The sequence below is a fragment of the Spirulina sp. CS-785/01 genome (assembly GCF_028330525.1).
Classification (GTDB): domain Bacteria; phylum Cyanobacteriota; class Cyanobacteriia; order Cyanobacteriales; family Spirulinaceae; genus JAQMSD01.
The window spans coordinates 1-11,796 of record NZ_JAQMSD010000310.1 but is presented as its reverse complement, the minus strand read 5'-3'; the positions used below and the strand labels follow the sequence as shown (position 1 = coordinate 11,796).

The following is an 11,796-nucleotide window of genomic DNA, read 5'->3' as shown; positions in this document are numbered from 1 at the left end:
TGAAAATAGTGCCGTTTTGATCAAACGGATTGCTATTGAGTCAGTTGCGGTGGGCAGTCGTAACTCTAAAACGCTTCCTTCCTTGAAACTAATTCTGGGATGAGAAGAATCCCGCGTCTTTCAGCGCGGGAGATGTCAATTTGTTTAACCGGGAGTCTTTTGGCCAATGGGGCAATTGGTTCTCCTGATACGGCTTGGGTAAAGCGCGATCGCATCAACGCACTCAACCCCGATCCTAATCAATTTTTACCCTTATGTCCCGATTTTGTCATCAAGTTACGGTCAAGTCAATCTGTTCAAGATAATCCTATTTTAAACGGAAAATTAACTTAAAACTCAATGATTAATTGCTAATTACTAATTGTTTATTGTTCAACTCTTTCCCTTAATTTAATAACATTTTCCTTAATTGTTACATCAAACTGACCAAACACATTTTGTCCTAACAATCCCATGCCAGCCATACCGATATCTTCTAACTCCTCGGTGTACATCACTTCGATATTTTGCGCAGTTAACTCCCCTACAGTTAAAGTATTAACTCGACTTAAATTTACCGGGACAAAACGCCCATCGGCAACAGCAACCACACCTTGGCCTTCCGATTGTAAATTTAATTGACGGGCCATACTAGGCAAAATTTTAGTTTTTGATGCTCCAGTGTCAAAGAGCATTTTATAGGTTTCAGTATCATTAAAAGTGACTTCGACAACGGGAATTCCAGAAGCTCTAGCTAAAATGGGGATTTCGTAAACTTGTCCTTGACTTTCACTCTCGGATGGGGTGCTAGTGGTGCTTGCTTGGGAGGGTGAAGGGAGGCCCCCTTGACTACAATTCCAATCTTCTACATAAACCCCTCGGTTGGCTAGGGTTTGTAACCGACTTTGATAGACGGTGAGACGACTGGCCTGTTGGGGGGCCAAGCGTTTCATATCTTCGATCGCACTTATAGCTTCCGGCCAATTCTGCTCACAAATAGCCCGTTGTAATAATTGATTGGGATTCCTCTGGGTTAACCCAGGCAGGGATAACAAGAGAGAAAATGAAGATAAACAAGAGGTAAGGAGAAAAACTCGAAATTTCATTAATTTACTGATGGGTGATGGGTAATTATTAATTATGAATTATGAATTATCAACATTATCCTGCTTGGTTAAGAGGCGATAGACATCCACCAGATGTTCTTTGCCTTTTAAAGCAATTAATCCCCAAGACTCCACCAGGAAACGTTCTGATAAATACATTAATGTTTCCTTGGCAATAAGAATACGACAATCGACGGGTTGACGATGCTTTTCACAGGACTCTAAACGGGCGGCTGTATTGACACTATCCCCTAATACTCCATATTCTAGCCGATCCTTTCCGCCCAAAGATCCGACCACCACAGGGCCAGTAAAGATGCCAATACGCATTTGTAGCGTCGGCAACCCTTGTTGTAAACACCGTTGGTTAATTTGTTCTAAGCGATCGCTAATAGCCAACGCACAAACCACCGCATTTTCCGCATCTCGCTGCACCTCCTCCTTGTGCAGCCGCGATAAAGGCACCCCAAACACCGCCATCACCCCATCTCCTGTAAACTTATTCACAATCCCCTCACGGGACAACACCTCAGTGGTAATTTCCCCCAAAATCTCGTTTAACCAATCCAATAACTGCTCCGGAGTCATCTTTTCTGAGACGGTACTAAACCCCTTAATATCCAAAAAGAGCATTGTGGCCGTTAACTTAACCCCCGGTAGTCTGCCCGCTTTTAACAAATGATCCCGGCCTCGCCATAACGCCTCGGCAATTTCAGGGGAAGTATTTTGTCCTAATAACCTCATGACAATTTTTTGTCGGCGGTAATCGTCATAGGATTGATACGTCACCACCACACCAGCAGTAATTAAAAACCCCAAACCCGGTGCAGCCAAGGGAACCCACCCCGATGCTGTAAAAATCCCATACCCCACCCCTCCTAACACCAATAACCCCAACCCCATCCCACTAAATAAGGCGATGGGATGGCGGAGTTGCCAGCCGACAATCCCCCCCAACAGCGTCCAAACCAATAACCAAGCAATCTCGTAATGGGCTGGCCAAAACCAAAATAGAGGCCGTTGTCCCGTTGCTGCGTCCAATAACTGACTCAAGAGTTGGCCATGAGCAATCACCCCTGGCATCTTCGCATCTCCGCTTAATGTGGGACTGTAGGGGGTGAGAAAACGGTCTTCTAAACTGGGGGCCCGTGAGCCGATTAACACAATTTTATCTTTCACCCATTCTGGCTCAAACTCCCCGGCTAAGGCTTCGGTGAGGGAAATTTCTCGGGCAAGTTGTTGGGAATTGCGATATCTCAGCAGAATTTGATAGCCTTTTTTGTCCAAGGTTTGATACCCGCCAGAGTCCGGTTGTAAGGGGAGAAAGACGGCTTCCCCCAGTTGTAAATAGCCTTCTGCGGCGTATTCTTCGGCCACCTGGGGGGTAATACCTTGTTGGCCTAGATATAAAATCGCTAAACGGAGGGAAAACGAGAACAGGGTTTCTCCTTGGGGAGACTCAGAGATAAGTAAATTGCGACGAACCACATTATCCCGATCAATGGGTAGCATATTAAACCCCACTTGGTCGGGGGGAGACGCGGGAGGGGCCGGAGTCCCCAATATGGGGTCAACGTTGCGAATGGTGATGACGTTGGGTTTTTGCAGTTGTTCGACTAATGCCGAGTGGCCAGGGGGGACGGGAATATCTCGATAGACATCGAGGCCGATGGCGGTGGGTTGATGGGCTTGTAATTGTTTGAGGAGTTGGGCGATAGTGGCATCGGAAAAAGGCCATTGTTGTTGGTTTCGTAAATCGGCCTCTGTCACCCCTACTACTAAGAAACGGGGATCAGGGTCTCCATGATGATGCCAGCGTACCATCTGGTCGTAGAGGGCTAATTCTCGACTTTCTAGTCCGCCGAAGTGACGAATGCCTAATAAACTGCCTCCGACTGCTAGGGTTGCGATCGCAATCACTCTCACCCCCGTCCAATCAGCACAGGAACTTTGCATTTGTGTGGCTAATCGAGAGAGCAGTGACAATTTGGTTTCCATGGGTTTCAGGAATGAATTTTAGGGGCTGAGGTCTCAGTCGGGAAGGTTCGGAATTCTGCTCTGGGAATCGTTTTCACTCACTCCCCTCCCACACCTACCCCACAGCCCATCAACAAAAGATCACAAACAACAAATAACGAACCACCCAGCAATGGTTATGATAGGAAAAGTGACAAAACTTTATAAAAATTAATGGTTGTCTCCGCATCCGGACTGGAAAAAGTTAAAGACTCGGTAACAGAGAAAGTTTTTTTGGGCAATCAGCCCAGCCCCGAATTATTCGCCATTTTAACCATCTACTTTGTCCAAGGAATTTTAGGACTCTCCCGACTGGCCGTGAGTTTCTTCCTCAAAGATGACTTAGGCTTATCCCCGGCCCAAACCAGTGCCTTAGTTGGGGTGGCCGCCCTTCCTTGGGTGATTAAACCGCTATTTGGTTTTTTATCCGATGGCTTTCCCATCGGGGGATATCGCAGACGACCCTATCTGATTGTATCGGGGATTTTAGGCGCGATCGCGTGGCTTGCTTTAGCCACCATCGTACAAACCGCCTGGGCAGCCACCCTAGTTATTTTAATATCTTCCCTCTCCATCGCCATCAGTGATGTCATTGCCGACTCCCTCGTAGTGGAAAGAGTCCGGGACGAATCCCTCAGCGAAGCCGGGTCCCTCCAGTCTCTCACCTGGGGAACATCCGCATTAGGCGGCATTATCACCGCTTATCTCAGTGGGTGGTTACTCGCAGTCTTTAACACGACAACCGTTTTTTCCATTACAGCCACCTTTCCCCTAGTCGTCACAGCAGTGGCCTGGCTGATCACCGAAAACCCGGTAAATCCCCAAGACAACACCGCCCTCCGTAATATTAAAGGACAACTCAAGAACTTATGGGGGGCCATTCGCCAAAAATCCATCTGGTTGCCCACCCTCTTTATTTTCTTCTGGCAAGCCACCCCCAACAGCGAAACCGCCCTCTTTTACTTCACCACCAACGAATTAGGGTTTGAACCGGAATTTTTAGGGCGTTTACGTCTTGTCACCAGTATCGCCTCCTTAGTGGGAATTGGGCTTTATCAGCGTTTTTTACGAGAAATCCCCTTTCGGGTCATTTTAGGCTGGACAACGGTGTTAGCGGCGGCGTTAGGCATGACAACGTTAATTTTAGTCACCCATGCCAATCGCGTTATAGGGATTGATGACCATTGGTTCAGTCTCGGCGATAATCTTATTCTCACAGTAATGGGACAAGTCGCCTTTATGCCTGTTTTAGTGTTATCTGCCCGTTTATGTCCAGCAGGAGTTGAGGCCACACTCTTTGCCCTGTTAATGTCGATCTGGAATTTAGCCGGACTCCTCTCCCAAGAGTTAGGGGCCTTACTCACCCATCTCCTAGGCATTACTGAACATAATTTCGAGAATCTCTGGTTATTAGTTGTTCTCACCAATCTTTCCACTTTACTCCCTCTCCCCTTCCTCCATTGGCTGCCTAAAAAAGAGGATGTTTAGTTATTTATTCTTTGTTCTTTGTTCTTGGTTGTTTGTGCAAGACCTAGAAACCGGGTTTCTGTATCAAGATTTAAAATTTTACACAAAATGAGGATAAGAAATCCGGTTTCTCCCCTAACCAATCACTAATCACTAATCACCAATTATCTAAAATGCAAACACTATCCAACCCAACCCAACCCTATAGCATTAAAGACTGGCAACGGGGTTATGAATCTCAGCGTCAAGAAGCCGCCTATTGGATTGAAAATATTGAAGGAACAGTCCCCACCGACTTAAACGGGACACTCTTTCGTAATGGCCCCGGATTACTCGATATTCACGGCCAACCCATCCAACATCCCTTTGATGGCGATGGGATGGTTTGTGCCTTTACCTTCGATCGCGGTCGAGTTCATTTCCGTAACCGCCACGTCCGCACCGAAGGCTTCCTCAAAGAACAACAAATGGGGCAAATCTGTTATCGGGGGGTATTTGGCACAGCAAAACCAGGCGGTTGGTTGGCCAACGCCTTCGACTTTCAAATCAAAAATATTGCCAACACCAACATTATTTACTGGGGAGATAAATTACTCGCCCTCTGGGAAGCCGGCCAACCCTACCGCCTTGACCCAACAACCTTAAAAACCTATGGCATAGACCGCCTAGACGGCATTTTAGGCGACAAGGATACCTTTGCCGCCCATCCTCGGATTGACCCCCATTGCGAAATGGACGGGGGAGACCCCTGTCTAGTCAATTTTGCCCTTGATGTGGGTCTCTCCACGCAAATTAGGATTTACGAAATCAGTCCCCAAGGGAAATTAAAACGCAAACAAGTCCAAACCATTCCGGGGTTTGCCTTTATCCACGATTTTGCCATTACACCCCATTATTGTATTTTCTTTCAAAACCCGATCAGCTTTAATCCCTTGCCCTTTGCCCTGGGAATGCGAGGGGCCGGGGAGTGCATTCGGTCCAACCCCAAAGAGTCCACTCGCGTAGTCGTGATTCCCCGTGATCCCAATTCGGGGGAGTCGGTGCGAGTGTTAGAGGCCGATGCCGGATTTATTTTCCATCATGGGAATGCCTTTGAACGGGATCAAGATACCATTATCATGGACTCCATTGCTTATCCGACATTACAGCAAGTGGATCCCAATCAAGATTTCCGCGAAGTTAATTTTGAAGCCTTAGACTCCGGTCAGTTGTGGCGGTTTACCTTGAATTTACAGAGTCAACAGGTTAACCAAGAGTTATTGTCTGTCCGTTGTGTGGAGTTTCCCACCTTACATCCAGACCGAGTGGGACGCAACCATCGCTATCTCTATTTAGGGGCGGCCCATAATCAGCAAGGCAATGCCCCCTTACAGAGTATTTTTAAGATTGACTTAGAGACTCGAAAACAACAATTGTATTCTTTTGCGCCAAAAGGATTTGTGGGAGAGCCAATTTTTGTCCCGAAACCCGGTAGCATAGAGGAGGATGAGGGTTGGTTATTAGTGATGGTGTATGACGCGGCACAACATCGCTCGGATTTAGTGATTTTGGATGCTCAGAAGATTGAGCAAGGCGCGATCGCGTGTTTACATCTCCGCTATCATATCCCCTATGGATTACATGGCAGTTGGACTCCTGTATGCTTCCCCTTATAAATAAAGCCTCCATCAACAAGGGGTGAGATGCCCCACAGGGTTTGACATTAGTATGAAATTTAGCATTGTCATCACCACCTACAACCGTCTGACCCTGCTAAAACGGGCGGTTTACTCCGCCTGTCGTCAAACCGTCCCTTGTGACGTGATTGTGGTGGATGATTGTTCAACGGATGGAACACAGGAATACATGACCGCCCTGTGTTCCCAAAATCCCCACGTCCTCTACCATCGCAATAAAATAAACTTAGGCCACTCCCAAAGCGTCAATCGGGGGGTAGAATTAGCCACCGGAGACTGGATAAAACCCCTCGATGATGATGATTATCTGGCCGCCGAATGCGTGGAGATGATGCAAAATGCCATCCAACTGCGTCCCCAAGCGGTCATCTGCTCCGCCCAAGCCTTACAAGTGGATGAACAGGAAAAACCCCTGTATTTAACCTGTACCATGGGTCAGGGGTTAGTCTGTTACATTCCCCAAGGGGATATCCATCGGGGAATGCTCCTCGAAGAAGTCCCCTTCGGCACACCGGCCCAAGTGGCCTTTCAACGGGACGCTTTCTTAAAATCTGGGGGTTGGGATTCCAGTCTGGATGCCAATTTTGATGATATTGATTCCTGGCTCAAAATTGCCCAATTTGGGGATGCCCTCTTTATTAATCGCTGTTTAGCCTACCGAACCGTCTGGTCCGGCAGTTACAATCAAAAACTCACCCTCCTCACCCGTCTTAAAACCCATATCCTCATCAAGCACAAAATTTATCAATTTGTTGACCCCCAAGATCAAGACCAAATCCCCCAACTCAGACATATTGAAAACTATCTCAGACTCCATTGGAGTTTGATTGCTTTAAAACAAAGACAATGGCGAAAAGCCTTCAGTTTAGCCGCCTCAGCCCCCTTAGACCTGCAAGCATGGCAACTTCTCTTTCGACGCTTCCAACGGGAACAAACCGTTAATTCCTTCCTCCCCCCGGCGGTCTTTCCCCAACTTGTTCATAATTTGCGAGAGCAAACCACCGCCACTGGCTCTCTCATCCAAAACTATACCACCCTGCGCTGGGGCCTCAAGGCATGGCAAAACCATCGCCCCATCCAAGCCTTCCAATTAGCCAGTCTCGCCTTATGTTCTCCCACCGCTTGGCCGTTATTCTTCACCCTATTCTCCCCTCCCATGGGCTGTCCCCCCGGTATCCTGCTACACCCCAATCACATTACTCTCCTGAAAATTATCTGTTTTCTACAAAAAAAAGCCCCCTCCTCCTTAACCGATGTGCAAGAATTCCACCTCTGTCTCAAATTTCGTTTAGTGCGTCTTGCTTTCCACCAGCGTCGATGGTTCATTTTGTGGCAATATTTATGGCCACTGCTGGGGTCCAGATCCGCGTGGCGACTGTTGATTAAACTCTGGTTTCGCCATAATCGCCGTCAGCGAGAGACAGAAATTCGTAAAATTATCCTTATGGACGCTCTCAAGACAGGATTATAAGTTGAGTTCGCGCTCTGAAGTGGCTCGAATTCCGATACACTAAACACTATTGCCCTTTTTCTCGTTGATTGACCAAAATCGCTAACAAAGAATAGCTCTCTGGAATCTAAAATGCTGGTTGATCCAAGCTCAAATATGCTGGTTTCTGTTCCTACTCAATCGGTGGTTTTACAACTGCCCATTCATTTGTGTGAGGATTATGTAAGTTGGTTGCGATCGCGCCTTGAGCAAAAACAAGGCACTCACGTGGTTACACTCAATTCAGAAATGGCCATGTTGGCCGAACGCAACCCCCCACTCACCCAAGTCATCAAAAATGCCGAATTAGTCATTCCCGACGGGGCCGGCGTTATTTTCTATCTACGTCTCCGCAAACAACAACAACAACAACGCTGTCCAGGCATTGAGTTGGCCGGGTCACTCATCGAAACAGTAGCCCAAGACTCCAACCCCCTCCCTATGGTCTTTTACGGTGGCCAACCCGGTGTCACCGAAAAGGCGGCCGCCCACTGGCAAAGCCGTTATCCCCATCTCACCATTACCCCCTATCACGGCTATCTCGATGACCAAGAACAAGGGGACTTTAAAGCCTTTTTACAAGATACCCAACCCCCTTTGATTTTGGTCGGGTTAGGAGTCCCCCGCCAAGAATTTTGGATTGCCGAACACCGTTCCCTTTGTCCCCAGTCCGTTTGGATTGGTGTTGGGGGCAGTTTTGATATTTGGGCTGGGGTCAAATCTCGCGCCCCTGCCTGGTTACAAAACTATCATCTAGAATGGCTCTATCGACTGTATCAAGAACCTTGGCGTTGGCGTAGGATGCTGGTCTTACCCCAGTTTGCCTGGCGAGCTTTGGTTGGCTAAGACAGACCCCTATGAATAGCTTTCTCAATCATGTTACCTCCCGTTTACCCAACTCCTCTAACGCCGCTATTGCTCCAGAAGTCATTGTCCGTTTACAAAAAGTCTCGAAAGTCTATGACGAAAACACCCCCTGTTTACAAGACATTAATCTCCATTTGAAGCGGGGGGATTTTCTCTTTATTACCGGAAGTTCAGGAACCGGGAAATCTACCTTGCTCAAACTGTTATATGGCGAAGAACGAGCCACCTCGGGCCGAGTGTATGTCAATGGCTACAATATGGATAAGCTCAAAGGCGATCGCTTGGCCAAATTCCGCCGACGAGTGGGGGTAGTCTTCCAAGATTACAAATTAATCTCCAATCGTACCGTCTTTGAAAATATTGCCTTTGTCCTCCAAGCTCAAGGCCGCCGCAAACGGGAAATAGAGCGTCGTGTTCTCCCAACACTCAAAATGGTAGGATTAGCCCACAAAGCCGCTTATTTCCCCGACCAACTATCAGGAGGCGAACAACAGCGCGTCAGTCTCGCTCGCGCTATTGTCGGCACACCCCCCTTACTCCTCGCCGATGAACCCACAGGAAATTTAGACTCCGATAACGCACGCCAAATTTTGCGAACGCTACTCAATCTCAATACTTACGGGGCCACCGTCATTGTCACCACCCACGACACTCAACTCGCTCATATGTCCAAACAACCCATTATCCAGTTACGTCAAGGCCGACTATACTGGTTAAAACGAGTGGGGTGAACAATTAACAATTCGCAATTTGCAATTAATAATTAGGGCTTGCTGAATAACTCTATAATCCTCACAAAATCAGGGTTTTGAGGAATTTTAATGTGATCTTTATTAATTACAAAGTTACCTTATTTGTGATAAAATAAACAAATTTTGATAGCGCAGAAAGCCCAGAAAAAAGCTAAAATAGAGAAAAAATAGCAAGATTCAAAAACCCCGGTTTCTCATGGCCTCAGGCCGCCCCCCCGATAAAGTTATCGAAGGGGGGTTCGGGTTCGCTGAGTTCGCGCTAAGATTTGGCTAGGGTTCACCGACATCTGCTGACCGAATCAGGCAGGGCAGAATAGAAAGAAGAAATCCAAGAATCACTGTAGGGTTCGCGTAGCGTCCCGTTTGGGGAATCGCCGCTTGCTGGTTAGGGTAAGGGCCATGAATGCAGAACAACTAAAAAAAATTACAGGTTACTTCATCCTAGAGGCCAAAGAATACCTCGACGTGATTGAAGCGAGTGTGAATGACCTGCAAAACACCGTAAATGATCCCGATCGCATTCAAGAAGCGTATCGGGGGGCTCACTCCATCAAAGGAGGGGCTGCCATGTTGAATATAGAGAGTATTCGCTTTACGGCCCATCGCTTAGAAGATTACTTTAAATTTCTCAAAGCGGAAACGTTACCCGTTGATCAGCAACTAGAAAATCTGCTTCAGCGCGTGTATTCCGGACTAAAATCCCTCCTCGGCAAGCTAGAAGAAAGCCTCAACTTGCCCCAAGAATTTGCCGAAAACGTGATGGGTGATATACAACCCCTCTTTGGGCAAGTGGAAAACCACCTCCAGGAATTGGCCGCAGGAGAAAGCGAGAGTCCAGAAGATAGCCAAGACAGTGATCCCCCCCCAACCCAGGAGGGAGAAGCAGCCCCAGTTACCAAAGAAGACCTACAAGCCAACGTTTGGCCGTTGATCAGTGCCATAACAGAACTGAAAAACGCCGAAGATACCCAACCTCACCGAGGCCAAGTGCAGAGTCACTGTCATCAGTTAGCCCGCTTAGGCCAAACCTGGAATTGTTCAGGTTGGACTAATTTGCTCGAAACCGCCCAGAGTGCCATTGTTTATCCCCAGAATGACTATTCCAGCACCATTCAATTAATTTTAGATGAACTAAAAAACGCTTGTCGGTTACTCCTGAAAGGCAATCAAGCAGCTATTCAACCCAGTGAACAACTGACCGCCCTCGGTCCACCCACCCCAACCCAAAGCGACAGCAGCGACTCCGACAACGGAGAAGACTTAGCCAACCTCTTTGCCGATGCGGCCTCCGACTTGGACCCCGGTTGGGAAAGTGACTGGAATGAGGACTCCTTTGATCTCTCTGATGATCTCTCTGATGATCTCTCTGATACTCTCTCGGAGGAAGACAGTGGGAGAGAAGACGAGGACAGTAACTTTGATGACTTGTTTAAAGACTTTGACGAGGGAGAGACAGACGACGCAGAAGACGAAATTGGCGCAGAAATCAACAACGAACTAGAAGACCTCTTTGGAGAAGAAGATGCGATCGCAGAAGAAGAACTAGGCATCATTGACCCCCAACTCAACGAATTTGCCAACACCAGCAGCGACCTAGAACCCCATGCGGACTTATTGAATGTAGAAGAAAGCAAGACCCCCTCCCCCCAAAACAACTCCCTTCAACCCGGTCAGGAATTTGACTCCCTACACCACCTCTTTGGCGAAGATTTCTCCTTTGAAGACATCTCCTTTGAAGATAGTGAAGCCAAAAACCAGAACGGCAAAGGAAAAGGGGACTCCTCCTCCCACTCCAGCGACTGGGATCACAGCAGTGAGGCAAATTTTGATCAAGACCTAGATGATCTCTTTTCCGACGTAGATGACCCCGAAACTCAAACCCTCCTCAATGAAAACTTTGGGGACTTTGATCTCGGAGAAGACAAGGCCGCCTCCTCTTATCCTGCTTCAGGGCAAGACCAAGACTTCGCCTCAAGGGAGGACGAAGACGACTTTAGCGACTTACTCAGTCTAGACTCCTCTCAGTCTTCAGGGGAGAACAATGGGACTGAGGCCACCTCCGAGAAGGACTGGGATGATTTATTTGCTCAAGATCAAGAAGATGAGGACAGTTTCTCTAGTGATGAGATGGAGGAATTCTTGAGTGGCAACAATATGGATATTGGTCTCATGGAGTCCGAAACGTCATCCTCTGACCAAGGAGAGGAGGGGAATGCAGAATTAGGCGATGCAGCATTAGGTGATTTTGCTGATTTTGACGAATTTGTGAGTGGGGAATATGAAGACCAAGAAGAAACCCCCGCAGCATCAGAAGATATTGATGACCTAGAAGGGTTACTCAGTGGGGAATATGAAGACCAAGAAGAAACCCCCGCAGCATCAGAAGATTATGAAGACCTAGAAGGGTTACTCAGTGGCGAATATGAAGACCAAGAAGAAACCCC

9 protein-coding genes are annotated in these 11,796 nt (G+C 47.6%); 7 read left to right on the top strand and 2 right to left on the bottom strand.

Annotation, left to right across the window (positions count from 1 at the left end):
- Positions 1-132: 132 nt before the first annotated feature.
- A complete protein-coding gene (locus PN462_RS20340; protein ID WP_272130668.1) occupies positions 133-333 on the top strand; it encodes a Uma2 family endonuclease in 201 nt (66 codons plus the stop codon).
- Between the two features lie 32 nt (positions 334-365).
- On the opposite strand, the gene PN462_RS20335 is transcribed toward PN462_RS20340, so the two are convergent.
- Together PN462_RS20335 and PN462_RS20330 are read right to left on the bottom strand one after the other, a co-directional pair.
- Complete coding sequence (locus PN462_RS20335) at positions 366-1,085, bottom strand: retropepsin-like aspartic protease family protein (protein ID WP_272130667.1); 720 nt, start codon at positions 1,083-1,085, stop codon at positions 366-368.
- Positions 1,086-1,124: 39 nt separating this feature from the next.
- Positions 1,125-3,083: a CHASE2 domain-containing protein gene (locus PN462_RS20330; RefSeq protein WP_272130666.1), complete on the bottom strand. Its 1,959-nt coding sequence runs from the start codon at positions 3,081-3,083 to the stop codon at positions 1,125-1,127.
- A 192-nt stretch (positions 3,084-3,275) separates the two neighbouring features.
- On the opposite strand from PN462_RS20330, the gene PN462_RS20325 reads away from it, so the two are divergent.
- The 6 genes from PN462_RS20325 to PN462_RS20300 all read left to right on the top strand — a co-directional run.
- Positions 3,276-4,589: a folate/biopterin family MFS transporter gene (locus PN462_RS20325; RefSeq protein ID WP_272130665.1), complete on the top strand. Its 1,314-nt coding sequence runs from the start codon at positions 3,276-3,278 to the stop codon at positions 4,587-4,589.
- Between the two features lie 152 nt (positions 4,590-4,741).
- Positions 4,742-6,223 (top strand): carotenoid oxygenase family protein, encoded by a 1,482-nt coding sequence (locus PN462_RS20320; protein ID WP_272130664.1) that lies wholly within the window; start codon positions 4,742-4,744, stop codon positions 6,221-6,223.
- Between the two features lie 52 nt (positions 6,224-6,275).
- Positions 6,276-7,715 (top strand): glycosyltransferase family 2 protein, encoded by a 1,440-nt coding sequence (locus tag PN462_RS20315; protein ID WP_272130663.1) that lies wholly within the window; start codon positions 6,276-6,278, stop codon positions 7,713-7,715.
- A 135-nt stretch (positions 7,716-7,850) separates the two neighbouring features.
- Entirely contained in the window at positions 7,851-8,579 is a 729-nt protein-coding gene (locus PN462_RS20310) for a WecB/TagA/CpsF family glycosyltransferase (RefSeq protein ID WP_272130662.1), read from the top strand.
- 11 nt (positions 8,580-8,590) lie between these two features.
- On the top strand, positions 8,591-9,331 hold the full coding sequence (gene ftsE, locus PN462_RS20305; protein WP_272130661.1) for a cell division ATP-binding protein FtsE: 741 nt from the start codon (positions 8,591-8,593) through the stop codon (positions 9,329-9,331).
- A gap of 420 nt (positions 9,332-9,751) precedes the next feature.
- Positions 9,752-11,796: Hpt domain-containing protein (locus tag PN462_RS20300; RefSeq protein ID WP_272130660.1), on the top strand; the 2,045-nt coding region annotated here is incomplete at its 3' end.

What these genes read in the sequence shown, in the direction of transcription:
- PN462_RS20340 (WP_272130668.1), top strand. Translation starts at nt 133, where the DNA reads ATGTCAATTTGTTTAACCGGGAGTCTTTTGGCCAATGGGGCAATTGGT.
- PN462_RS20335 (WP_272130667.1), bottom strand. Translation starts at nt 1,085, where the DNA reads ATGAAATTTCGAGTTTTTCTCCTTACCTCTTGTTTATCTTCATTTTCT.
- PN462_RS20330 (WP_272130666.1), bottom strand. Translation starts at nt 3,083, where the DNA reads ATGGAAACCAAATTGTCACTGCTCTCTCGATTAGCCACACAAATGCAA.
- PN462_RS20325 (WP_272130665.1), top strand. Translation starts at nt 3,276, where the DNA reads ATGGTTGTCTCCGCATCCGGACTGGAAAAAGTTAAAGACTCGGTAACA.
- PN462_RS20320 (WP_272130664.1), top strand. Translation starts at nt 4,742, where the DNA reads ATGCAAACACTATCCAACCCAACCCAACCCTATAGCATTAAAGACTGG.
- PN462_RS20315 (WP_272130663.1), top strand. Translation starts at nt 6,276, where the DNA reads ATGAAATTTAGCATTGTCATCACCACCTACAACCGTCTGACCCTGCTA.
- PN462_RS20310 (WP_272130662.1), top strand. Translation starts at nt 7,851, where the DNA reads ATGCTGGTTTCTGTTCCTACTCAATCGGTGGTTTTACAACTGCCCATT.
- ftsE (WP_272130661.1), top strand. Translation starts at nt 8,591, where the DNA reads ATGAATAGCTTTCTCAATCATGTTACCTCCCGTTTACCCAACTCCTCT.